Raw genomic sequence first — 23,098 nt, 5'->3', positions numbered from 1 at the left:
GTTCATGCTATCTCATCCGGGATGGACCAGTAGCCACTGTGAACTGACAGATACCGGCTAATGGTACACATTGATACACCCCGAGTGCAACGCATGGAGCATGGCCGGGTTATCGTCGGATTTGAGCGTTGCGGCGGCGTCAGAACACTGTCTCAACATTGTGGAGCGAGTTGAGGAGGCTGTCGTTGTCGAACGCCGAGTGCTGTTCGAGACACTGGCTGGCGTCATCGCCAGAGGACACGTTCTGGTGGAAGACGTACCGGGAACGGGCAAAACTGTTCTGGCGCGGGTGCTGGCGGAGGCGCTGGGTCTTGAATTTACCCGGATACAGTTCACACCGGACCTGCTGCCGGCGGACGTGACCGGGTCGAACGTGTACAACGAACACGAGCGGGAGTTCGAGTTCGCACAGGGGCCGGTGTTCTCGAATGTCGTGCTCGCAGACGAAATCAACCGCGCGCCGCCGAAGACCCAGTCTGCACTGCTTGAGTCAATGGAAGAGCGGCAGGTCAGTGTCGACGGGACGACGCATCCGCTCCCGACACCGTTCGTCGTTATCGCGACCCAGAACCCCATCGAGCAGGAAGGGACCTTCCAGCTTCCCGAGGCCCAGCGGGACCGCTTCAGCGTGAAGACGTCGATGGCCTATCCCGATGTCGAGGGGGAAATGGGGCTGCTCGACCGGCGGGCCAACCGGCGAACACTCTCGCCGTCGGTCGACCCGGTAGTTGACCCAGAGACGGTGCGTGCCCTTCAGGAGTGTGCAGAAGACATCCGCGTCGACACCAAGGTTCGTCGCTATATCGTCGACCTGGCGCGGGCGACACGCGAAGACGACCGGACAGAGATCGGCGTTTCGCCGCGGGGCGTGCAGCGGGTCTTCGAGGCTGTCCGGGCCAGCGCAGTCATCGCCGGCCGGCAGTATGCCACACCCGACGACGTGAAGCGGCTGGCGAACGCGACGATGAGTCACCGACTGGTCCTGACGACGGAGGCGACTATCGAAGGGACCCAGAAGACCGATGTGATTCAGGCTGCGCTGGACGCTGTCGACGTGCCCGCAGTCTCACCGAATGCACCGGAGACGGACGACAGGGCCGAATCGACAGCAGCGAGCGGGGCCGAGCCTGCTGACTCTCCGTCGAAAACCTCGCCAGACGATGATTCGCCCGAGCAGCAGCCGCCACAGAGTGCTGCTGGAGCAGAGAAGAGCAAGGCCAGGCAACCGGACAGGGATGGCGACCAGCCTACCGACTCGGCAGGTGACACGCAGAGCCGGAGTGACGAGGACGACATCGGACACGGACAGTGAGCGCGAGCGGGTAGCCGAACGGCTTTACTCTCCGGAACAGCCAGACGTAGTATGGAAAGCGAACGCAACGTCCTTGGCGGGGAGTTGGCTCCCTGCTCGATGGACCCCGAGACCGGGTTCATGCGCGACGGGTACTGCTACCCGCTCCAGCGCGACCCGGGCCGGCACGAGATTTGTGCCGTGATGACGGCGGAGTTTCTGGAGTACAGCAAGGCACAGGGCAACGACCTCGTGACGCCGCGGCCGGAGCTGAACTTTCCGGGTCTTGACCCCGGTGACAGCTGGTGTGTCTGTGTCCCGCGCTGGATAGAGGCCCACGAGGCCGGGCGCGCACCGCCGGTGAACCTCGACGCGACGAGCGAGGATGTGCTCGAAGACGTGTCGCTGGAGACGCTGAAAGAGTACGCTGCCGATGGTGACTCGGATGCCGACGCGACCGCTGAATGAGCCACGCCGCGAACGACTTTTGAGGGACCGCCCCGTCGCTTTGGCCGTGCAACAGGGGAGGGCCAAGCGATGAGCGTGGACCGCGTTCGTGGCGTCGTCGTCGACATCGAGGAGCCAAAGACGGTGAACACCCAGTACGGAGAGAGCGACCTCTGTGAGGTGACGATACGCCCCGACCGCGGGGCCGGCGAACCGACGACGGTGACGCTCTGGGGGAAGTGGACAGAGAACGCCGCGGTCATCGAGACAGGGATGGAGATCGCCGTCTACAACCCCGACGAGCGGGAGTATCAGGGCGAGCAGCAGTACTCCGTCGGCGGCGACGCCACCCTCGTCGTCCAGCCGGATTTCCTCGTCGACGTGACCGACATCCGGGCGTGGGTGCAGTGCCCGCGGATGTACTACCTCCGGAAACTCGACGGCGCGGAGCACGCTTACCCGCTGGTGAAAGGGACCGTTGTCCACGAGGTCTTTGGCGACCTGCTTCGGGGCCGGGACCTCGACACCGCTGTCGAGGAGCAGGTCGACGCCGCTGGACTGGACATCGGACTGCTGGGCCGGGAGGCCGATGAGGTGGCCGGCGACGTGCGCGACCACGCGTCGGCTATCCAGGGGTGGCTCCAGCAGGGGACACTGACGGAGACCGACCAGTGGCGCTCCGAGATGACGCTCATCTCCGAGCGGTTCGGCATGAAGGGACGGGCTGACGCCGTCCGTCGCGGGATGCCCGTCGAACTCAAGACCGGCAAAAACACCAAACGAGAGCCGCGGTTTCAGGACAAGATACAGGCGACGGCGTACGCCCTGATGCTGGGCGAGCGCGCGGCTGGCGCGGGCAGCGCCGTCGACGCAGCCCCGGACACGGGCACACTTCTCTACACCAAGAACGCCGCTGTCGACCGCAACGAGGAGAGCGGCGACCTCTCGCCGGCAAAGGAGTTCTCTATCGGGAGCGGACTCCTAAATTACGTCGTCCGGACCCGCAACGCGATTGCGGCGATGGAGTACGACTCTGGCGTGCCGACGGGCTACGAGGCCAACGCCAAATGCGAGTACTGCTTCGAGCAGGACACCTGTATGGCTGTCTCTGGCCGCCTCGACCAGGAATCCAAAGCAGGAACAGTCGGTCGGGCAGTGCCCGACGAGGAACTGGACTACTTCGAGCGGTTCTACACGGCCGTCGAGGCCGAACGCCGGTCCGTCCACCGGGAGTACGCGAAGCTCTGGGAGCAGACGCCCGAAGAGCGGGCCGACAACGACCGGGCGCTCATCGGCCTGGAACCAACCGGTCGCCGGGAACTCGACGGCGGCCGCTGGGAACTCCGGGCAACCGGGACGGGGGCCGTCTCGAAGATCCGCGAAGGTAATCTCGTGCTCGCCAGCGACGGCGACCCGGTGACCGGCAACGCCGAACTGGCCCGCGTGGAACGTCTCGGCGAAGAAATCGTCGTCACGGCCGACGAGCCACTGGACCTCTGCCGGCTGGACGTGTACCCCTCCGAACTGACGACCGACCGACTCCAGAACGCGCTGCACGACGCCGTGCTCCTCCAGTCGCCCGAGCAGAAAGACGTGCTGTTCGGGCGGCGCGAGCCGGAGTTCAATCCAGTCTCGGAGACGTTCATCGACAATAACGACGCCCAGAACGATGCCGTCCAGCTAGCGGTCGGTGCCGAGGACTTCGCGCTCGTCCACGGCCCGCCGGGGACAGGCAAGACATACACGCTGGCGCGGATGGTTCGGGCCCTCGTTGCTCGCGGTGACCGAGTGCTGCTCTCGGCGTTCACCAACCGCGCCGTCGACAATCTGCTGGAAGCGCTGGAAGAACAGGGCTACACCGACATCGTCCGCGTCGGCACGGAGAGCGGCGTCCGCGATGACATGCAGAAGTACCGCCTGGAGACCAGCGGCGACCCCGGTGAGTGCGCGAGTCGGCTCCAGAGCGCGCAGGTCGTCGCGGCGACGACGGCCACCTGTGGCGGAAGCACGCTTCAGACGCAGGAGTTTGACGTTGCGGTCGTCGACGAGGCCGGCCAACTGACCGAGCCGGGGACGCTCGCGGCGACGACGCTGGCCGACCGATTCGTGCTCGTCGGCGACCACCAGCAGCTCCCGCCCGTGGTCCAGTCCGAGGACGAGACGTTGTCGACCTCGCTGTTCGAGCGGCTTATCGACGACAATCCCGACGCGGGCGTGATGCTGGACCGGCAGTACCGGATGGCCCAGCACATCCAGGCCTTCGCCTCGCGGGAGTTCTACGACGGGCAGTTGCGACCCGCGACCGGCGAGGTGGCGGCCCAGCGGCTCGATGACCTCGATGGCGTTGCGACAGCGAGCTTACCCGAGGCACTCCGAGACCGAGTGGCGTTTGTCGACTCCGGCGGCAGTCAGGTCGGCAACACCAACCCGACCGAAGCCGACCGGATTGCCGAAATCGTCGTGTCGTATCGGTCTGCGGGGGTTCCGGCCGCCGACATCGGCGTCATCGCGCCGTACCGCGCGCAGGTCGCGGAGATTTCCAAGCGCCTGCCGGACGTGACCGTCGACACGGTCGACCGGTTCCAGGGGTCGAGCAAGGAGGTCATCGTCATCTCCTTCGTCGCCACCGGGACGCTCGACAGCCCGATCTTCGAGGATTACCGGCGTATCAACGTCGCACTCACGCGGGCGAAGAAGGCGCTCGTCCTCGTCGGCGACGGCGACGCGCTGGCGACCGACGAGGTGTACGGTCGGATGGTCGAGTGGGCGCGGGGCTGACTACGCATCCGCGTCGCCCCTGTCGCCTGTCCGCAGCCCTGCAACGTGTGCGGTGAGCCGGTCCCGTAGCGTGTCTCTGAGTTCTTTTGCGGTGTCCTCGTCGATGTCGTACACCCGAGCGACGCCGCCGAGCAGGCTTGATGAACTCGCCGTGTCAGCCCCCACGGTCGCCAGGTCACGGCGGCGCTGGAACGGCGACCGCGTGACGAACACCGTCTGGAGCCGGTAGTACGGCACAATGCGCGTCGTCCGCCGCCAGAACCCGCTCCGGGTCGCCAAGACCGAGCCATCGAGGTCGAACCCGCGGTGTCGCCAGCGGAAGTGTGCCGCTGGCACGACCGGGAGAAAGAGGAGGGCGGCGAGCCACCAGTAGCCGGTCTCAAGCACCAGCGAGTCGACGGCGTAGGCGACTGCGGTGAGTCCGGCCGCCGCCAGCGAAAACCGCGCGAGATAGCGCCGACGGGCGCGCTTCGGCGGGCGGTCGAAATCGAGGTCGCCGAACGGTTCGATGTCACGGGCCAGTTCGTACACTTCCTCGCGGGGCGCGAGCGGGACGGCGACGCCCTGCGTTGACTGCTGGTTCCCACCGCTGTAGCCGGCCGTCTCAACGGCCAGCGTCGCGTAGCCGAACCGCCGCATCAGAACGTTCTCGCGGATGGTGACCGTCTGGACCTTCTCCAGCGGGATGTTGCCGCTGTACCGGCGCAACAGCCCCCGCTCGTACCGGAGGTCGCCGTCGGCCTGTGTGAGCCGGAAGCCGTAGTATTCGATGACTGTCAGCGCCACGCTGACGACAAGTGCGAGCAGGAGGAACTGGACGAGCGAAATCGCGGCGAAGACGACGAGTCGCGTGGATTCCGGCGAGCTAGCCAGCCAGCGGATGACGGGTCCATTCAGCGACGCGCCAACGAGGGTCGCGTTGAACCGAAGGACGGCCCAGACGACGTCCATCCCAAGCGGGAGCGACGCCAGCGTCAGGACCGGCGCGGCCGGCCGAACGGAGACAAGCGCGTACGTCAGGAGTTCGCGCTGGTCGAACGCGAACAACAGCGACCCGTCCGGCTGGTCGCGTGGTTCCGTGTCCGAAGCCGAGGCCGAGTCCTCGAAGTCGTTCGCCGTCTGGGCGTCGCCGGTGTGTGCAGGTGTGGGACCGGTCACGCCGGGGAGGTCAGTGTGGGCCGACCGGCCAGATGTTGCAGTCCCAGACACCGCGCCGGCGGTTTCTGCCGCCGACTCGGCGGCTTCGTCCCGGTCGTGAGTCCGCACGTAGTTCCGGAGGCGTTTGACCTCGGCCTCGTCAACTGCGTCCAGCGTGGCCTCCGTCGCGCTCCCACCGGCCGTCTCAAAGCGGACGATTGCGAGCCCGAGCAGGCGGTTAAGGATGTTCTGTTCGACATCGAGATTCTGGACTCGGCCCAGCGGAATCTGGCGGGACTGTCTGGCGAAGACGCCAGATTCGACGGTGAGCGTGTCCCCGTCGAGTTCGTAGCGAAAGCGGAAGTACCGTGCCAGCGCGTAGCCGCCAAACGTCAGCGCGCCGAGCAGGCCCAGCAGCGGAACCGCGAACGCTGGCAGTCCAAGCATTCCGGTCCCGACGGACCCGCCGAAGAAGCCAAAGAAGCCGCCTTGTAGCGCCGCTCGGGCGACGCTCAGAACCGCACTTCGCGGGTGGAGCCGGTTCATACCGCGTCCGTGGCCTCGCTCTCGTTCGCGAGGTCACGGAGTTGTTCTCGCAATTCGGTGGCTCGTTCGGGCCGCAGGCCGGGAATCGTGATGTCCGCGCCGCGGGTCCCAGCAGTGTAGACGACGACACTCGCCAGCCCGATAGCTCGCTCTACTGGGCCGCGCGTGGTGTCGACGTGCTGGACACGAACGTACGGGACTGATGTGTCGGTCCGGGTGACGACACCGCGGAGGAGAAAGAGCGCGTCGTCCTGTAGGTCAAAACGCCAAATCCGGTGGGCAGCGATGGCATGGGCAACACCCAGAAGCACGAGCACAACCCAGCCGCCGACGACCACCGTCTGTGGCAGTGAGACCGCGAACCGGTCGACAAGATACGCGATGACGCCGAGCACCGACGCCTGGATAACTGTCGACAGAACCCACAGCAGTCTCACTCGCGGGTGAAGCGACTCCATGTCCGAATCGAGGGGCCGGCCGCGGATTAACGGTTTGGCTCCGGAACGAAATTGGAAGCGTTCCGACCCACACATGGGTCAAACAGTGGGCAGAATCGTCTGAAACTTCGAAAAACGTCCTTGTATGCCCCCGATGCCGGACAAAGCGTATGTCACGAAGCCGACGGACGTTTCTGACGACGCTCGCCGCTGCAAGTGTCACGCTCCCGCTCGCTGGCTGTGCCGGCGGCGACGAACAATCCGCAGACGAGGAGGCAGAGTCAATGAACAATGAGGGGATGACTGACTCGATGGACGACGAGGGGATGACTGACTCGATGGAGGGCGGCGAAACGAGCAGCTCGATGGCCCAAGAGAATAACACAGCGATGAACGGCAGTGCAATGACCGAATCGATGACGGAGGCAGCGGACGGCGAGTCGATGGTGACGACGAAATGAATGACGGAATGACGGAAAGCGAGACTGCGTCGTAAGCCGCCCGGTGATGACCGTATCGGACTACACGCGCTCGTTGACCTGTTCAGCGACGCGCTCGCCGGGCCGGCGGAGGTGGCCACTCTCGACTTCGTAGACGTAGCCTGTCACCGTGACATCATCGGGAATCAGCTCGTGGTTTTCGAGGTATTCGACCTGTGCCGCACAGGCCGCATCGATGTCGTCGGTCATCCGGACCCACTCCGCGATTGACGCGTCACCGATGTCTAGCTTCGGCAGTGCCGGGTCTAGATCGATATCATCGAGGTCACCGTCGACCGCGGCCTCGAACCCCGCGACGATATCCTCGTCGGACGCACTCATCATTCCACAGTCGGTGTGGTTGACGACGATGATTTCCGTCGTATCGAAATACTGTGTTGTCAGCGCCGCCGAGCGAATTACGTCGTCTGTTACCTTCCCACCGGCGTTTCGGTATATCTGTGCGTCGCCCAGCGAGAGCCCAAGCGCGTCCTCGACGGGGATTCGCTCGTCCATACACGCGACGACGAGCAGTTGCTTGTCGGTCGGGATGCCCTTGCGCCGTCGACGCGCCCAGTCGTCCCTCGCGTCGACGCCGTCGTCAACCGATTCGTGGACGTGGCCGGCCTCCGGCTCTTCGTGGTCGTGCGCGTCGTCACTCCCGTGTGTGTGATGTGGCATTGCAGAACACGCCTTTGTGCCCCGTGGCCTTTACTGCTTGCTCGTCGGCAGTACAGCGGAGGAAAGTAATCCGAGTCGAACAGTCCCAGCCACTCAGTCGTCAGTGGCGACGGCGCTGTCTTCGCCGTTTCCGTCGTCAATCTCGTTTAGCACGCGCTGGTGGAACTCCTGCAGGACGGCCGACTCGTCCTCAGCGAGGACCACGTCGCTGGCCATCAGCGTTGCGAGGCCGAAGGCGCGTGGCGACGGCGAGTCGACGCGGGTCCGGACCACGTCCACGTCGCCGTCCTGCATCGCACGCAGGATAGTCTCAATGCCGTCGACGTTGAGCTTATCCTCCAGAATCTCGCGGTAGGTTTCTTCGACGACGGCGAAATCGCCAAGGTCCTCGGCGAACCCGAGCAGCATCTCCGAGGAGACCTGCTGTTCGCTGGCCGATTTCTCGTAGCCCTTGTAGCGTTTGAGTATCATCAGGGACCGCGTGGCGTTGATGCGGAAGTATCGCTGGAGGAGGTCCGTCCCGTCGAGGCTGGCCCGCAGGTCCTCGCGGGCTGTTTCTGGGTCCAAATCGCGGACGATTCGCGCGATGTCCACCTTCCGGTTCAGCGGCATCGAGAGCGTGAAGCCGTTGTCGGCGACGGCGACCTGAACGTTCGCGCTTGCCTCCCGGGCGATGTGATACGCCAGTAGCCGAGAAAAGCCGTCGTTGAACCGCCGGCCGTAGTTCGAGTGGACGTGGTAGTGCCGTTCGTACTCGTCGTGGTCAAGCGTCTCCTCGATGACGAGGCGGTCGGTCGTCGCGACGCTATCAGGTCCAGCGTAGGCAACCTGCTCGCGGAACATCCGCGCGATGGCCCGGACGCTGTTCTCGTCGACGGGGAACGTCCGGAGCCAGTTCCGGACTTCCGACATCCCGCCGTCGGCCAGTCGGTCCAGCAGTTGGCCCTGAAAGTCGAGTATCTCGCGGCCGAGGTCGTACGACAGCGGGAGGCGCTCGGAGAACCACGACGGGACCGTCGGGCGGGCGGCGGTCCGGTCGACGTACACCTTCGACCCGCGGCGGTAGCGGTACTCGAAGTTGTTCCCACCCAGTACGAACACGTCGCCTTTCTCTAACGTGTCCAGATACGATTCGTCCAGCTGGCCGACCCAGCTGTCGTCGCTCCGGGTGACAACGTCACAGGTAAACGAGTCCGGAATCGTCCCGATGTTGGTCATGTAGATGACCCGCGCGAGCCGGCCGCGTTTGCCGATGAGCGGCTGGCCCACATCGTAGTCCTCGTAGTGGTGCTCGCCGTCGGGCGCATCGTTCGTGTCCCGCCAGATTTTGGCGTAGACGTTCTTGTCTTCCATCCCCGGGTAGTCGGCGGTCATGTACCGCATCAGCCGTTCCCAGTCCCCGTCGTCGTAGTCCCGGTACGGGTAGGCCCGACGGAGGACGCTTTTGAACGTCTCCTCGGGGCGGACATCGTTGATGGCCATGCCGTATATCTGCTGTGTGGCCACGTCCTGTGCGTTCTCGGGGATGAACACGCGGTCGACAAAGCCCCGTTCGGCCTTTTCGAGCATCACCGCACACTCCACGAGTTCGTCGCGGTCCAGTGCGATGACCCGGCCTTCGACAGTTTCGCCGAGCTGGTGGCCGGCGCGGCCGATGCGCTGGAGCAACGCGGCCACGGATTTGGGCGAGCCGACCTGCACGACGAGGTCGATATGAGGCATATCGATGCCCAGTTCCAGGCTGGTCGAGGTCGTCACCACATCGAGTGACCCCTCCTTCAGCGACTCCTCGATGTCGCGGCGTCGCTCCTTCGAGAGCGAGCCGTGGTGACAGCCGGAGTTGGACTCGTCGTAATCACCGAACTTTTCGCGGAGGTTGTGCAGGACGCGTTCGGCTCCCGAGCGCGTGTTCGTGAACACGAGCGTGTTGGTGTGAGACTGGATGTGGTCGTGGAGCTGGGTGTAGAACCGCTCGGTGACGATGTCCCGCGGCGTGTTGATGAGGTCGTCGGCCGGACAGGACAGTTCCATGTCGAAGTCGCGGGCAAACCGCGTGTCGACGATTTCGTAGTCGCGGGGCTCGCCGCCGGGCTCCTCACAGCCGACCAGAAACTCCGCGACGGTGTCGAGCGGTTCGACGGTCGCCGAACAGCCGATTCGCGTCGGCGGTTCCTCGACCATCTCCTCTAGGCGCTCCAGCGACACCGAAAGGTGGGTCCCGCGCTTGTTCTCTGCGAGGCTGTGAATCTCGTCGACGATGACGTACTCGATGGTTTCGAGTTTCTTTTTGAACTTCGGGGAGTTCAGGAGGATAGCGAGGGTCTCCGGCGTCGTATTCAGGATGTGGGGCGTCGTCTCCAGCATCGCCTGGCGCTCGCTGTCGCTGGTGTCGCCGTGGCGAATCGCGTGCCGGATTTCGACGTCCTCGCCGCGCTCCTCAAGCTTGGCCTCGATACCGTCGAGTGGCTGCCCGAGGTTGCGGTGGATGTCGTTGGCCAGCGACTTCAGCGGCGAGACGTACAGACAGTAGACGGAGTTCTCCAGTTCGTCCTCGCGGGCCTTCCCGAACAGTTCATTGATGATGCCAGTGAAGGAGGCGAGGGTCTTGCCGCTCCCCGTCGGCGCACAGATGAGCGCGTTCTCGCGCTCGTGGATGAGCGGGATGGCCTCTTTCTGTGGCGGCGTGAAGAAGCCGCCGTTACCGGGGACAAACTCGCCGAACTGCTCGACCCACCACTCCTGAACGACGGGCGCGAGGCGGTCAAGCATCTCGGCGTCGTCGATGTCGACCGCCTCCGGGTCGAACTCCGGGTCCGTCGCTGCGAGACGCTCGCGTCCTCCCATTGTCGGCTCTTACCAACCTGTAGGACTGCCGGGGCAAGTGGGTTCCGCCATATCGACGGGAAAACGACTAAGCGACCGCCACGTCTGGCCTGTGGCATGGCCGACTCCTTCGACGTACTGACGCCGCTGGTGACACCGTTCGACGCCGACGGCAACCTCGATGTCGCTGGCATAGAGTCGCTGGTCCAGCACGTCGTAGCGGCCGGCGTCGACGGCATCGTTCCCTGCGGGACGACTGGCGAGTTCGAGACGCTGTCGCCGCAGGAGTACCGGACCGTCGTCCGAACCGCAGCGACGACAGCGCCCGACGACTGCCGCGTCATCGTCGGGACGGCCGCCACCGACGTTGCGACTGTCCACAAGCGGATGGCGTTTGCCGCCGAACAGGGCGCGGACAGCACGCTGGTCGTGCCGTCGTACTACGGCGGCCAGGCGAGCGGAGCGGGCAACGAGGCGTTCTTCGACGCGGTACTGGCCGACGCGCCGCTGCCCGTCTACCTCTACAACATCCCCGGGGCCGTCGGACAGGAACTCTCCATCGAGACGGTCGCCGCGCTCGCTCAGTCCGACGCCGTCGCGGGACTCAAGGACTCCTCGGGCGACCTCCCGTACGTCACCGCGGTCATGAATCAGACGCCTGCGGATTTCACCGTCTACCAGGGCCACGACGGCCTGTTCGTCCCGTCAATTGTGCTGGGCGGCGACGGTGGCATCAGCGCGCTCTCGCATCTACTGTTTGACGAACTGGAGCAGGCGGGTACTGCCGTCGCAAGCGGCGATGTTGCACAGGCCAGAACAGTCCAGCGGGATGTCCTCTCACCGATCTCGGACGCGTGTGCCGAGTTCGGTTTTGCGCCAACGGTGAAGGCGCTGCTCGCCGACCGCGGCGTCATCGACCACGCGACGGTGCGACCGCCCAGAACCTCGCTTTCGTCCGACGCGGTCGCGTCGGTGACCGAACGGCTGGAGTGAGTCTCTAGACTCAAATGGGTCTGTGAGGTTCCACGAGATTCATTACGCTGGGCGGCAGTGAACGGAATATATGTCGTTGCTGCCCTCCCGCGGTCCCGACACGAGCACCTCACAGGACGGGGAGCTACAGGTCGTCGGGGTCGACGAAGATGTCTCGGCCGTACTCGATGCCCTCTCCTCGGAAACGGCCAGGGAAATACTCAACACGGTCTATGAGGAGCCGGGGACACCCTCAGAACTGGCCGACCGGCTCGATATGTCGATACAGAAGGTCTCCTATCATCTGGAGAAACTGGAAGACGAGGAACTCATCGCTGTCGCCGGGGTCCAGTACTCAGAGAAAGGCCAGGAGATGAAGGTGTACGAGCCCCCGAATGACCCGCTAGTGCTGTTTGTCGGCACACAGGACCGCAAGCAATCGCTCCGGTCGCTCGTCCGCCGCGTTTTGCCTGTTATCGGCATCCTCACTGCGGCCAGCGTCATGCTGCAACTCCTGCTCGGGCAGTTCCCGGTCCAGTTCGGGAGCTCCGGGGCCGGCGACGCAGGAACCGCCGGTGACGGTGCGCAGGGTGGCGGAGACGTCGAGCGTCTGGACGCGGCGAACCAGACAGCCGCGACGGCCGATACCACACCGACCCCGACAGCGGCGGACGACGGCGGATTCCAGGTGGCTGAGGCGACGGAGGCCCCAGAAGCCACGCCGGCCCCGAAAAGCACTCCGGCTCCGGAGGCCGACACCCCGGTCGAAGTAATGACCGAGGAGGCGCGGCAACTGACGACCGACGCCGCGGCCAGTGGCGGCTTCCATATCGAGCCCGGTGTGGCCTTCTTCCTTGGCGGGTTGCTGGTCCTGACGCTGTACGTCTCGTTCTGGGCGTACAGAAACTACCGCTAAGTCGATTAACGGTTCAGTCGCTTCAGTCCGATTTAACGCGTTCGGCGACCAACACGCCAGCCTGCTCGGTAACCATCTCGACGGCCGTCAGTGCGTAGCCGGCATCGGTGAAGGCGTCAGCGAGGACGCCGACCGTCGCCGGGTCGTCGACTTCAGGGCTGTAAAATGGTGCGTCGGGGTCGTCGTCGCCAAACAGCATCACGTCCCCGAGGACAATGCGCCGCGGCCCCAGGTCGGCGATTGTGTCGATAGCCTCGCGTTTCTCGTCGTCGCCAAGATGGTGCATCGCAAAGTTCGATGTGACGATGTCCACCGGCCGGTCGACGTTCGGAGCGCGGAAGCGGCCGTCGCCGAAGGAAACGTTCTCAACGCCTCGCCCGTCGGCTTTCTCCCGAGCTTTCTCCAGCATCCCGTCGCTGATGTCGCGGCCGATAATCTCCGCTGCGTCGGACGCGAGTGCGAACGCAATCGCTCCGGTGCCCGTGCCGAGGTCAAGTACCACGTCGTCGCTATCGGGGGCCGCGTGGTCGACAACGAAATCGACGCAGGCGCGATACGCCGCCGAATCCTGGTCCTCGTCGTACGCGTCGGCGTGGTCGGAGAACCGCTCGGCGTGCTCGTCGAGTGATTTCTTCATACTCGCTTCTCGTCGTACTCGCACAAGTGTCTCCCGCTCCGTTTCGCGGTTTTGCCGCAGACGCGGTTCGGTTAAAACAGTTTTTGAGCCACGGGTGAATTTTTGCTATCCCCGTCCCAAGCATGAACTGCGCCGTCGACGGGTGACCTTCCCACACGGCCGCCCTGACCCCGTCCCCGCCGACGGCCACCGCCCTCACTCCGCTGACGCTCCCTGGTGGTTCCCCTGGCAACGTGTTCCCCCAGACACCAACCCTTTGTCCGTTCGCTCGCTGTCGTCCGGTATGCGTCTCACGTTTCTCGGCACCGGCAGCGCCATGCCCACCGGCTCTCGAATGCAGTCCGGCTATCTGCTGGAGCGCGACGGGAACCGGCTGCTCGTCGACTGTGGTAGCGGCGTGTTGCACTCGCTGGCACAGACCGACACGGGGTACGAAGGCGTCGACACTGTCTTGCTGACTCACCACCATCTGGACCACGTTTCCGACCTCGACGTGCTGATGAAGGCCCGCTGGCTGGCCGGTGAGACGGACCTCACGATAGCTGGCCCGCCGGGGACGAGCGATCTGGTTCGGGACCTGCTCGAAACACACGACTACATGCAGGACCGACTGGACCTGACACTCAGGGACCTCGATGGCGGCCCCTTCGAACTGGCTGGGTTCAGTGGCGACACCTGCGAGACGCGCCACTCGATGCAGTGTTTTGCCTACCGGCTTTCCGTCGGTGACGGGCCGGCAATAACGCTCGGTGCTGACTCCGAGGCGTTCACGGACCTCATCGAGTTCGCCGACGGGTCGGCCGTGCTCGTTCACGACTGCTCGTTCCCGGACGACGTGGACGTGTCGAACCACCCGACGCCGACAACACTCGGAGCGACGCTCCGCGATGCCGACGCCGAGGTCGGGCGCGTGTATCTCACCCACCTGTATCCACACACGGAGGGACGACACGAGGAGATGCTTGAGTCGATAGCGGACAGCTACGATGGCGACGTGCAGTTTGCCGAGGACAGCCTGACGATAACAGTTAGCTAGATGCGTTCGAGCGTGACGCGGAACTCGGCCCCGCCAGCGTCGCTTTCGCCCACGCTGACGCTGCCGCCGTAGGATTCAGTCAGCGCCCGAACGAACCCGAGGCCGAAGCCGGTCCCCGAACTCTCCTGGCCCTTCACACCCATCTGGAAAATATCCTCGCGCAAGTCCGGCGAGACACCGTCCCCGTCGTCGGCGAAACAGACCGTAACTTCGTCGGGGCTGACTTCCGCCGGATACACTCGCATGTGGACATCGCCCTCGTTGTGGACCGCCGCGTTGGACATGATGTTCGTGAACACCGAGTCGAGCAGGTCACCGCCGTACACCTGATACTCGAAGTCTGACTGCGCAAAATCGACAGTCAGTGACCCGTAGTTGTCTCTGACATCACGCACCGTGTCCCCGAGGACCGATTCGAGGTCCTGTGGCTCCGGGTTGTCCTGAGCTTCCAGCGTCGAGACGAGGTCGCCGACGCGCTGGATGAGGTCGGCGGCGCTCTCGGCCGCGCGCTGGATCTTGCCGGCGTACTCCTCGGTCTGGCCGTCGACCTGTCCAGCGACGACATCGGCGAACCCGGCAATGACCTGCAGGTCGTTACCCAGGTCGTGGCGGAGCAGTCGGTCGTACATCTCAATCATCTCCTTTCGCCGTTCCAGATCCCGATGAGCCCGCTCTAGCCGTTCACGAGAGCGGATATTGGAGATGGCCGTCGCGGCGTGGGTGGCAAGAATTTCCATCGGTCTGACGTATTCGTCTCCGAACTCCTCGACGGTCTGTGACCGAGTGACCAACACCGCAGTCACCTCATCGCCCATCCGGGACGGGACAGCCAGCGCACCTGTCACATCCGAGTCGGCCGTGACAGCGGCATCAGCGCCCTGTTCGACCAGCGTTTCGCCGGCCTCCTGCGCCCGTCGAGCCAAGTCACTCGGTGGCTCGCCCTGCACGAGATTTGGGTTCGTACTGTGGACGACGCGGAGCTCGTCGTCGCGAACCTCGACGAACGTAGAGTACGAGAACTCGAACAGCAGCGACATCGCTTCGAGCGTGAGCGAGACGACTTCATCGACGGACTCGCAGCGGTTGAGTGCCTGGCCGTATTTGTTCAGGTCGGCGACCTGTCTGGCAAAGTCCTGTTGTTCTTCGAACGACATATCACCCACTCCTCGCAGACATTGGAACTACGTACCAATGGAGAGCGGGGCAAAAAACGGTTTCGGGGGACTCACCGGCGGAATGAAAGACGGTAGACACGTATCGTGGGTACGCGGCCTCAATCGAGGCGGTAACGCAGTAGCGCCGCGACACCGCCCAGATTCGAGAGTTGCTGTCCGGGCGCAAACTCCGCGGAGAAGACGGTTACGTCGCCGCCTTTCTGTTCTGTCGTTTCGATGATCTGGTCGACATCGATATCCCAGTCGCCCTCGCCGGCCCGCTCCAGCCGGAGTCGTTCGTCCAGCACGAGCAGCGTCTCAATAGCGCCGTAGTCGGCCGCCTTGGCGACTTCTTCCGGTCCGTAGGCCACCTCCGAGCCTGAGCCGATGCGCTCCATCAGTTCGTCGATGTAGTCCGCCTCCTCAGCGATGCGGGTCTGCTGCTGGACGTCCTCGACAGCGCCGCGTTTGAGTACTTCGTGGACACCGCGGTCGCCGACGGCGGACGTGTCGACGACAGTAATCTGTTCGGCGATATCGGGAATCTCGTCCTGAAAGTGGTCCAGCGCGTCCTGTTTGGTGAAGCCGGGACCCGCAAGGATGTAGGCGTCCACGTCCTGCCGTTTGAGGACTGACGCCAGCTCGTCGAACAGTTCCTTCCGTGGACGGGCGTACTCCCCCTTCCCGGTCGTCGAGGTGATCGTCGCTCGCTCCTCGGTGCCGTACTGGGCGACAGTGTGGACGTGAGCCTCCCCTTCCTCTACGGTCGCAATCGCCACGTCGGGGTTCTCTGTCGCCTCGACGGCCTCTTCCAGACGGTCGGCCTGATCGGGCTTGAGGTGCTTCTCGACGGTGAGTTCGGTGTGTTCCTCGACGTTGAGCGTGTGGTGAAAGCCCAGCTGGTCCTCGCGGGAGCAATCGACAATTTCGCCGCCGACACGGAGGCGGTTGGCGAACTTCGCGAACTCCACGTCGGTGACCTCGATCTGAATCCACATCGGCTCGCGCTCGCCGCCTTTGTCCCGGAGGTTGTCATCGTTGCGCTGGATGCGCCGCGTCGTGTCGCCAGAGACGAGGTCCCCCGGCTCGATGACATACGAGAGGTGCCAGAGGTCGTCAAGCGTCTCGGGGACCACCTCGATGCGTTCTGCCCCTTCCGCGGTGGTCTCCTGACTCTGTATTTGCATACTGAAGCGTCCGCTTCAGGGACACAAGTGTTCTGCCATTCGATTCGCCGGAACGGTGAGACACCGAATCGGCGTACTGTGCCGATCAGGCAACCGAGCCTGTCGCGGGCGTCTCATCGCCTGCGTCAGTGGCGGGCATATCCCGCACGGCCGTTCCGATGGCGTAGGTCCCCGCCACGTTCGCGTAGAACGTCACGAAGGGGGCCAGCACCGCGCCGATGGCGACAGCGTTCAGGACGCCGATGAGGACGCCGGCGATCAGGCTGATACCGAACGCGACCAGCCAGCCAGTGGCGTAGGTCCGGCTGAACGCGAGCCGGCGAAGTTCGTCCGGTGCGAACGCCGCCGCGATGCTGTCCGTGCGAACGTACGCGACGATTGCGGCCGGGAGCACGTACGCGATGGCGAGCGAAAGTACGGTCACCGCGAGCGTCGCGACGAGGGCAATGAGGCCGACAGCCAGTCCGCTTCCGGCCCCGTTGCCGCCCAGACCTAGCGTCGCACCGCTTGCGAACACCGCCGCAAGGGCGATGGCCGCCGGGACGAGTGAGTAGGCGAATCCGATAGCGAACACCTTCAGGCCGTCCATACCCAGGTCGCCCCAGTCGTCGAACACCGGCGGTTCGGCCTCATCGTCCAGCACCGCTCGGAGTGTCCGGGCGATATAGCCGAGGACGAAGAACACCGGCACGACGAGGAAACTCAGGAACAGCAACACGCCCCCGATGGCGATGGTTTTCACTGCGCTGTCGCTGTCCCGCGGATACGATAGTGCTTCTTGGAACATGGTGGTACTCCGTGACATCGGCCTGGCTGGCGTGGTCGCTGCCACGTCAGTCTCGACAAGGTGTCACATCAATTTATAATACAACGTACAGGTATATATAGCAGTACGTGCGCCGTGCTGGCAGTTGTAGCCGGCAGTCGGGCAATTCTCAGCGTCTCACTGCTGGTCAGGGGTGCCGTCGGCGGCCGCCTGTAAGCTGGCGAACGCCTCCCACGAGGGGTCCGCTCCGGGATGTGACTGTCGGGTGCCGTCGACGTACAGCCCCTCACCGTCGGTCACTTCGCCGACGACGGCGGCCGGCGTCCCGCGGTCGCGGAGCGCACCGACAACATCGTCGGCATCTGCGGGGTCGACGGCGGCCAGGAGCGTCCCGCAACTGCTGACGTGCCAGGGGTCGATGTTGAGCGCGTCACAGAGCGCGCCGACGCCGTCAGCAAGCGGCATCGCATCGCTGTCCACGTCGAATCGGACGCCCGCACCGTCGGCCATCTCGATGAGCGCACCAGTGATGCCGCCCTCGGTGGCGTCGTGCATCGCCATCACGTTTCCAGCGTTCGTCGCAGCCATGGCGTCCTCGACGAGTGCGGTGTCGGCCAGACGTTCCTGTGCAGTGGCGGTTCGGTCGGGCGACAGCCCGATCTGCGTCGGGAAGAGGGTCGCGAACAGGCCCGTGACTTCCGCACCGGGACCGGTCCCGACGACCAGTTTGTCGCCCGGCCGCGCGCCGTCCGGGCGGACGATGTCCTCGTGGGGCCCGACGCCAAGCACCGTTGCGCCACCGACCCATGAATAGTCGACGCCCGAATACCGGGCGGTGTGGCCGGTGACGACGCTCACGCCGACTTCTTCGGCCCGTTCGGCGAAGCCGTGCCACATCGCCGCCAGTTCGTCGTCTGTCATCTCGGGCGGGAGCGTGAACGTCACTGAGAGATGCGACGGCGGGATGCCGGAAACGGCAACGTCGGCAAGTACCACATCGAGTGCAAACCGACCAGCCCGTTCGAACCCCAGATCGGGGAGCACCGACAGCGGGTCGGTGGCTGTGACGAGAGCGTCACCGCCCACGTCGATGACGCCGAAGTCAATGCCGTGCGTCGGCCCCAGCGTCACGTCTTCTCGGTCCGCGCCCAGTTCCGGGTAGATGACGGTATCGAACAGGTCGCGGTCGATTTTCCCGAGGTCGCTCATCCGGTCAGTCACCTCCAGCGAGGTGTTCTCTCTGCCCCCGCATCGTCAATCCTCAGTCATCCGACTGCCGCCGGGCGGCAGGAACTCCTGTATCTGGTCCGGGCTGGCGACCTTGCGGACGAACGTCTCGTCGGCGAACCGCTCCTTGAACTCGCGGTAGAGGCGCTTGGCGATATCGTTCTGGGCGTACTGGCCCGGTTCAACGGTGATGCTCGTCGCGGCCTGTCCCTCGATAGCCGCCGGCGGGCCACCGATGACCCGCGTCTCGTCGTCGCAGGTGATACCGACGGCGACGCCGGCCGGCGTGCCCTCGAAGTACGTCCGGTCGCCGCGGACGGCGAAGCCGCCCTTCTCCAGATACTCGCCGCTTTCCGGCGTTTTCGACACCTGGTCGGGGTCGACCATGTACACGTCGCCGGCGAACTTCCCGTCTTTCCAGACCGAGGAGTACGAGACCGCGAACTGGGCGGCCTGGTCCAGTGACGACTGCGGGAACTCAACCTCCTTGGACGGCTCACTGGGACCGGTGGCCTTGAGCACCGTGACCGGGCCGCCGTGGGCCTGCGCGTGGAAGAACTTGTCACCGCCCTCCAGATACTTCTGGACGAGTTCTTCGTTGTCGTCGGCGTCGCGGCCGCCGATGACGAGGAAGCCGTCCGAGGTGTGGAACCAGCGGAACTGCTCGTACCAGCGCTCGGTCGACCGGGTCGGAATGGACTGCATCGAGAGCCAGTCCGTCGGTTCGTCCTCGGCCTCGTCGTTATCGGCTTCGTCCTCGCCGTCGTCGGCCTCCCACTCCTCGCGCCGCTCTTTGACCGCTTCGAGGTCCTCGCGGGTGTTCTCGATGGCAGCGAGCGCGCCCTCCTTCTTCTCCTCGATGCGTTTGGCCTCCTTGTACAGTTCGTCGGCGTTCTTCTCGACGCCGGTGAAGGCGTCCACTGTGACCCGCGTCCCGTCGATGTCGAGGGTCACCGTCCCCTCGCTCCCGTCAAGCGAGACAACTGCTTCGGCGGCCGCGATGCCGCGGTCGGCCCCCTCGTCAAACTTCGCCTCGATGTCGTCCCAGGACACGTCGTCCTGGCGGGCGGCCTGCACCGTCGAGAGCACGTCGTCGACGAGGTCGTAGTTGGCGTACAGCAGCTCGGCCTTCTCCCGTTCGACCTCGGCGTCGGCTTCGAAGTCCTCGATAGCCTGCTCCTGTTGCTGGATGATGCGCTGCTGTTTCTCTATCTCGGCCTCGAAGTCCGGGCGCTGTGTCTCGCCGCCCTCGACTTCCTCCTCCCGCTGGAAATTGAAGAAGTAGTCGTCCAGCGCGGGGTTGAACTCCGTGAAAGATTCGCTGTAGAGTTCTTCGTACTCCGCCAGCGGAATCGGCGTCACGTCGATGCGCCGGCGGTCCGGGTCATCGCCGGATTCCCCGTTGCCTGCACCGTCACCGTCGTCGAGCGTTTCGTAGTACACCCGCGGGTCGACATCTCCCTCACGCAGGCGCGTCCCCATCTCGTCGATGAGTTCGTACAGCCGCTCGAAATCGGACTCATCGAGGTCGTCGACGGCGACGTTGTAGTCGATGCCGGCGCGGGTACACAGTTCCTCGCCGTAGAGGCCGCCGAAGTTCAGTTGCGTCGCCAGCGTCCGCACGAGGTCAGCGTCGGATTCCTTGATGCGAGCGACAAACCCGTCGTAATCGACAGTCATCGGGTTGAACCGCGCCGACGGGAATTCGTAGGGCGTCCCGGGTGCGACGGTTCGGGATTTGAGCCTGACCGTTTCAAGACAGTCGATGACCTCGCCGTATTCGTCCAGCACGGCGACGTTCCCGTCGCCGAACAGCTCCGCGACGATAGTCGTCGACGCGTCCTCGCGGTCGAACTCCAGTTCGATGATGCGGTCGAACTCGAACTGCTCGACGCGGACGAGGTCAGCGCCCGACAGCCGGTTCCGGAGCATCATCGCGAAGTCCGGCGGCCGACCTGGCGCGTCGGGGACGTGGCTCTGGTCGGCAACGTGGGCGCGCTTGACATCACCGACTTCGATGAGGAACTCGACGCGGCCGCGGTCGAAGTCCCGGAGCTTCAGTCTGACGAGGTCGTCCTCGGGGTAGAGGTACGCCTTGTCGAGCTTCGCGCCCTCGTAGCCGGCGAGTTCGCCCTCAAGAGCGGCGAGGTCGACGCTCGTCAGTTCCCGCTTGTGGTCCATGTCGGTGGCTGTCGGCGGGCACCCAAAGGCGTTCCGTTACCCGCTGTCGGCGATTGCCTCGCCCGTCTCCAGTCCGTTCCGTAACGCCGCGTGGAGTCGCCCCTTGCCGGCCACCCAGTCGCCAGCGAAGTGCAGGTCGTGCTCGGCCGCACACGACAGCAGATCGTGGTCGACTTCGCCCTCGGGCTGGGAGTACCGCCAGTGCTGGTGGTCGGTCCAGTCGGGGTCGGCCAGCCGGTCGTCGTCCAGCAATCGGGCCGTCCGCGACGCGATGTCGTCGATGAGCGTGTCGGGGTGTTCGTCGTAGTTCGCAATCGACCACGGTTCGTTCATCTGGACCAGCAGCAGGGACTCGCCGTCGGGGACGTGGCCGTCCTTGCACTCTTCCCGGCCGACCCAGCCGATATCGTGCTCTTTGTCGCTGTTGACCGCGGCGTACCACGGCACGTCGAGTTCGAAGGGATAGTGCAACACGCCGGAGATAACCGTTCGATAGGGCACCGAAGCGATCTCTTGCCGAAGCTCCCGGCAGTCGTCGTGGTCCCAGCGCGACTGGCCCAGCAGGTCGGCCGTCTGGGGTGCAGGCGGGGTCAGCAGCGCGGCGTCAAAGTGGCCAAGGTCCGCCCCCTCATCGTCCTCAAGCCGCCAGCCGTCGCGCTGTCGCTCCAGACGCTCAACCCGCACGCCGTTCTCTACGTCGGCGTCAGCCTCATTGAACAGCCGCTTTGCGACCTGTGTAATGCCTGCCTCGTACGTCCATTTGTGTTCGTCAGCATCCCGACCGGTGCCGATGTCGCCGGTCCTGTCGAACGCGTACACCGGTTCCTCGATATCGACGAGTCCCTCAGTCGGGAGGGTCTCTGTGACCAGTTCCGTCACGCGGCCGTCGTCGGCCTTGAGATAGTTCGCCCCGTACTCGTACGTACAGTCGCCGTGCCGCCGGGTCGCAGCGCGCCCGCAGACGCCGCGGCTCTTCTCGAACACTGTTACGTTGACGTCCGCGTCGCGGAGCGCGTACGCTGCTGCCGCACCGGCACCACCGGCACCAACGACTGCGAGATTACGAGCCATACTTGCCCGTCGGACGGTACGAGTAAAAATCCACCACACAACCAGTTCGGACCGCCAGCCAGCGGTCCGATTCAGCGGCTCCGCTTGCGTCGAAGGCCCCAACACGCCCAGCCGATGACAGTGAGTATCGTGACACCGACGCCCACCTGTGGGAGCGAGAAGCCGGACCCTGTGCTGCAGTCGTTGCCCAGCCAGCACCGTCAGTGACCGAAACAGATTGGTCTTCGACTGTGAGCGAGCTCGGAAAGTCTGCCGCCTGTATGCGCTCTACACCCGACGATAGACGCGAGCAAGACCGGCGACCAGCGCCAGCACGAGTGCGGATAGCTGGACAGTGAATCCCGGGCCAGACGCTGCGGCCGTTTCCGCGGCTGGCTCTGCGCCACCACCGCTTTCACCAGTCTCGTCAGTCGCGGACCCGCCTGTGCTCTGGTCGGTATCCGAGCCAACACGCAGGTCACCCGCACTGACGCCGTTGACCGCGACTGCGCCGTCGACAGCCTCGAACTCTATTGTCACAGTCGTTTGTTCGCCGGCGTTAAGCCGGACGGTCCGGGAAGCAACCGGGTCGCCGTCAACAGTGACCGTCAGCGTCTGTTCGGCGGTTTCGTCGGTCGGGTTCTCGACTGTCGCTCGCGCCGACGTGTTGAAACCGGCCCGGACCCAGTCAGCCATCAGCGACGCATCAGCAACGGTGAGTTCTGCGGGCGTCGACGTCGACATATTCGTATCCGAAGAGTCGGCTGTCATCGGAGTGGACGCATTAGCGGCCGGGGAAACGACAGCGATGGTTGATAGATTGGACGCCGTCGCCCGAATGGACTTGTTCGTCGCGTTAACAGTACTGGGTAGCTGCCTCCAAGACCCGTTGTGGTACTGGAACACTCTGACGGCGTCCATCGACCCATTGGCCGGAAGCGCCGATTCGTTGAGCCGCAGGGTGTACGTCGCCCGGCTGATGGCAGACGCATTTGCGCCGGAAGTGACGGTCACGTATCCGCGCACACCGTCTTCCTGAACCGCGGCCATGTCGTTCGGCGTAGCGTGTGGGCCGAGCAGTGTCGCGTTGAACCCATCACTTTCGTTGGTTACGTTGAGCGAGAGTGCAGAGAGGGTAAAGGCCGGCGCGGTCTCGGACGGCCCGGAGCGGTTCAGCGACTGGGAGACCGTCGAGTTCGCAGCGTCGGCGGTCACCTGAACAGTGACGCCGTTATCGATTTGCGACAGCGAGATAGCAGGAGCCTCTGCACCGCCGCCGTTGTCGGTCTCGTCGGACTCGTCATTGAAATTGAATCCGCCGCCACCACCGCCTCCGCCGCCACCGCCGCCTCC

The 23,098-nt window shown here is 64.6% G+C and carries 18 protein-coding genes and 1 pseudogene; 7 read left to right on the top strand and 12 right to left on the bottom strand.

Features of this window, described 5'->3' with window-relative positions; all coding sequences use genetic code 11:
* The first annotated feature begins 100 nt into the window (after window positions 1–100).
* From G9463_RS01565 to G9463_RS01555, 3 genes are all read left to right on the top strand, one after another.
* The gene (locus tag G9463_RS01565) at window positions 101–1,312 is read left to right on the top strand and encodes a MoxR family ATPase (RefSeq protein WP_007190337.1); all 1,212 of its coding nucleotides are present in this window, start codon (window positions 101–103) and stop codon (window positions 1,310–1,312) included.
* Window positions 1,313–1,363: 51 nt separating this feature from the next.
* The gene (locus tag G9463_RS01560; protein ID WP_165895788.1) at window positions 1,364–1,759 is read left to right on the top strand and encodes a DUF2237 family protein; all 396 of its coding nucleotides are present in this window, start codon (window positions 1,364–1,366) and stop codon (window positions 1,757–1,759) included.
* Between the two features lie 69 nt (window positions 1,760–1,828).
* The gene (locus G9463_RS01555) at window positions 1,829–4,516 is read left to right on the top strand and encodes an AAA domain-containing protein (RefSeq protein ID WP_165895787.1); all 2,688 of its coding nucleotides are present in this window, start codon (window positions 1,829–1,831) and stop codon (window positions 4,514–4,516) included.
* On the opposite strand, the gene G9463_RS01550 is transcribed toward G9463_RS01555, so the two are convergent.
* Together G9463_RS01550 and G9463_RS01545 are read right to left on the bottom strand one after the other, a co-directional pair.
* Window positions 4,517–6,199 carry a PH domain-containing protein gene (locus G9463_RS01550; protein ID WP_165895786.1) on the bottom strand — a complete coding sequence of 561 codons (1,683 nt, stop codon included), beginning with the start codon at window positions 6,197–6,199 and terminating at the stop codon, window positions 4,517–4,519.
* A complete protein-coding gene (locus G9463_RS01545) occupies window positions 6,196–6,657 on the bottom strand; it encodes a PH domain-containing protein (protein WP_004961231.1) in 462 nt (153 codons plus the stop codon). Before G9463_RS01545 ends, G9463_RS01550 begins: the two co-directional genes overlap by 4 nt.
* Before the next feature lie 149 nt (window positions 6,658–6,806).
* Between G9463_RS01545 and G9463_RS01540 the strand changes: the two genes are divergently transcribed.
* Window positions 6,807–7,097 (top strand): hypothetical protein, encoded by a 291-nt coding sequence (locus tag G9463_RS01540; protein ID WP_240149910.1) that lies wholly within the window; start codon window positions 6,807–6,809, stop codon window positions 7,095–7,097.
* A gap of 60 nt (window positions 7,098–7,157) precedes the next feature.
* Here G9463_RS01540 and G9463_RS01535 read toward each other — a convergent pair whose 3' ends face one another.
* Window positions 7,158–7,796, bottom strand: a complete 639-nt coding sequence (locus G9463_RS01535; RefSeq protein WP_165895785.1) for a carbonic anhydrase — start codon at window positions 7,794–7,796, stop codon at window positions 7,158–7,160.
* Window positions 7,797–7,889: 93 nt separating this feature from the next.
* Window positions 7,890–10,640 (bottom strand): ATP-dependent helicase, encoded by a 2,751-nt coding sequence (locus G9463_RS01530; RefSeq protein WP_165895784.1) that lies wholly within the window; start codon window positions 10,638–10,640, stop codon window positions 7,890–7,892.
* A gap of 96 nt (window positions 10,641–10,736) precedes the next feature.
* On the opposite strand from G9463_RS01530, the gene G9463_RS01525 reads away from it, so the two are divergent.
* Window positions 10,737–11,612, top strand: coding sequence for a dihydrodipicolinate synthase family protein (locus G9463_RS01525; protein ID WP_165895783.1), 876 nt, complete (start codon window positions 10,737–10,739; stop codon window positions 11,610–11,612).
* A 70-nt stretch (window positions 11,613–11,682) separates the two neighbouring features.
* Window positions 11,683–12,507 (top strand): winged helix-turn-helix domain-containing protein, encoded by an 825-nt coding sequence (locus tag G9463_RS01520; RefSeq protein ID WP_127013157.1) that lies wholly within the window; start codon window positions 11,683–11,685, stop codon window positions 12,505–12,507.
* 22 nt (window positions 12,508–12,529) lie between these two features.
* Here the strand turns inward: G9463_RS01520 and G9463_RS01515 are convergent, their stop codons facing one another.
* Window positions 12,530–13,144: a class I SAM-dependent methyltransferase gene (locus tag G9463_RS01515; RefSeq protein WP_165895782.1), complete on the bottom strand. Its 615-nt coding sequence runs from the start codon at window positions 13,142–13,144 to the stop codon at window positions 12,530–12,532.
* Window positions 13,145–13,427: 283 nt separating this feature from the next.
* On the opposite strand from G9463_RS01515, the gene G9463_RS01510 reads away from it, so the two are divergent.
* Window positions 13,428–14,180 carry an MBL fold metallo-hydrolase gene (locus G9463_RS01510; protein ID WP_121303116.1) on the top strand — a complete coding sequence of 251 codons (753 nt, stop codon included), beginning with the start codon at window positions 13,428–13,430 and terminating at the stop codon, window positions 14,178–14,180.
* Here G9463_RS01510 and G9463_RS01505 read toward each other — a convergent pair.
* From G9463_RS01505 to G9463_RS01475, 7 genes and pseudogenes are all read right to left on the bottom strand, one after another.
* Window positions 14,177–15,334: an ATP-binding protein gene (locus G9463_RS01505; RefSeq protein ID WP_121303117.1), complete on the bottom strand. Its 1,158-nt coding sequence runs from the start codon at window positions 15,332–15,334 to the stop codon at window positions 14,177–14,179. The genes G9463_RS01510 and G9463_RS01505 overlap by 4 nt on opposite strands.
* 119 nt (window positions 15,335–15,453) lie before the next feature.
* A complete protein-coding gene (locus G9463_RS01500; RefSeq protein WP_058995733.1) occupies window positions 15,454–16,521 on the bottom strand; it encodes an mRNA surveillance protein pelota in 1,068 nt (355 codons plus the stop codon).
* Window positions 16,522–16,606: 85 nt separating this feature from the next.
* A complete protein-coding gene (locus G9463_RS01495) occupies window positions 16,607–17,308 on the bottom strand; it encodes a DUF4013 domain-containing protein (RefSeq protein WP_165895781.1) in 702 nt (233 codons plus the stop codon).
* Between the two features lie 156 nt (window positions 17,309–17,464).
* Window positions 17,465–18,496 carry an AIR synthase family protein gene (locus tag G9463_RS01490; protein WP_165895780.1) on the bottom strand — a complete coding sequence of 344 codons (1,032 nt, stop codon included), beginning with the start codon at window positions 18,494–18,496 and terminating at the stop codon, window positions 17,465–17,467.
* Window positions 18,497–18,541: 45 nt separating this feature from the next.
* Window positions 18,542–20,695 carry a ribosome rescue protein RqcH gene (rqcH, locus tag G9463_RS01485; protein WP_011223348.1) on the bottom strand — a complete coding sequence of 718 codons (2,154 nt, stop codon included), beginning with the start codon at window positions 20,693–20,695 and terminating at the stop codon, window positions 18,542–18,544.
* Window positions 20,696–20,731: 36 nt separating this feature from the next.
* On the bottom strand, window positions 20,732–21,766 hold the full coding sequence (locus G9463_RS01480) for an NAD(P)/FAD-dependent oxidoreductase (RefSeq protein ID WP_165895779.1): 1,035 nt from the start codon (window positions 21,764–21,766) through the stop codon (window positions 20,732–20,734).
* 267 nt (window positions 21,767–22,033) lie between these two features.
* Window positions 22,034–23,098, bottom strand: a pseudogene (locus G9463_RS01475) (cell surface glycoprotein); the annotation flags it as partial.

This window comes from Haloarcula sp. JP-Z28 (genome assembly GCF_011440255.1).
GTDB classification, from domain to species: domain Archaea; phylum Halobacteriota; class Halobacteria; order Halobacteriales; family Haloarculaceae; genus Haloarcula; species Haloarcula marismortui.
This window is presented reverse-complemented; position numbering and strand designations above follow the sequence as displayed.

Bases quoted from the DNA above. Each gene is read 5' to 3' on its own strand.
- G9463_RS01565 (WP_007190337.1), top strand. From the start codon at position 101: ATGGCCGGGTTATCGTCGGATTTGAGCGTTGCGGCGGCGTCAGAACAC.
- G9463_RS01560 (WP_165895788.1), top strand. From the start codon at position 1,364: ATGGAAAGCGAACGCAACGTCCTTGGCGGGGAGTTGGCTCCCTGCTCG.
- G9463_RS01555 (WP_165895787.1), top strand. From the start codon at position 1,829: ATGAGCGTGGACCGCGTTCGTGGCGTCGTCGTCGACATCGAGGAGCCA.
- G9463_RS01550 (WP_165895786.1), bottom strand. From the start codon at position 6,199: ATGAACCGGCTCCACCCGCGAAGTGCGGTTCTGAGCGTCGCCCGAGCG.
- G9463_RS01545 (WP_004961231.1), bottom strand. From the start codon at position 6,657: ATGGAGTCGCTTCACCCGCGAGTGAGACTGCTGTGGGTTCTGTCGACA.
- G9463_RS01540 (WP_240149910.1), top strand. From the start codon at position 6,807: ATGTCACGAAGCCGACGGACGTTTCTGACGACGCTCGCCGCTGCAAGT.
- G9463_RS01535 (WP_165895785.1), bottom strand. From the start codon at position 7,796: ATGCCACATCACACACACGGGAGTGACGACGCGCACGACCACGAAGAG.
- G9463_RS01530 (WP_165895784.1), bottom strand. From the start codon at position 10,640: ATGGGAGGACGCGAGCGTCTCGCAGCGACGGACCCGGAGTTCGACCCG.
- G9463_RS01525 (WP_165895783.1), top strand. From the start codon at position 10,737: ATGGCCGACTCCTTCGACGTACTGACGCCGCTGGTGACACCGTTCGAC.
- G9463_RS01520 (WP_127013157.1), top strand. From the start codon at position 11,683: ATGTCGTTGCTGCCCTCCCGCGGTCCCGACACGAGCACCTCACAGGAC.
- G9463_RS01515 (WP_165895782.1), bottom strand. From the start codon at position 13,144: ATGAAGAAATCACTCGACGAGCACGCCGAGCGGTTCTCCGACCACGCC.
- G9463_RS01510 (WP_121303116.1), top strand. From the start codon at position 13,428: ATGCGTCTCACGTTTCTCGGCACCGGCAGCGCCATGCCCACCGGCTCT.
- G9463_RS01505 (WP_121303117.1), bottom strand. From the start codon at position 15,334: ATGTCGTTCGAAGAACAACAGGACTTTGCCAGACAGGTCGCCGACCTG.
- G9463_RS01500 (WP_058995733.1), bottom strand. From the start codon at position 16,521: ATGCAAATACAGAGTCAGGAGACCACCGCGGAAGGGGCAGAACGCATC.
- G9463_RS01495 (WP_165895781.1), bottom strand. From the start codon at position 17,308: ATGTTCCAAGAAGCACTATCGTATCCGCGGGACAGCGACAGCGCAGTG.
- G9463_RS01490 (WP_165895780.1), bottom strand. From the start codon at position 18,496: ATGAGCGACCTCGGGAAAATCGACCGCGACCTGTTCGATACCGTCATC.
- rqcH (WP_011223348.1), bottom strand. From the start codon at position 20,695: ATGGACCACAAGCGGGAACTGACGAGCGTCGACCTCGCCGCTCTTGAG.
- G9463_RS01480 (WP_165895779.1), bottom strand. From the start codon at position 21,766: ATGGCTCGTAATCTCGCAGTCGTTGGTGCCGGTGGTGCCGGTGCGGCA.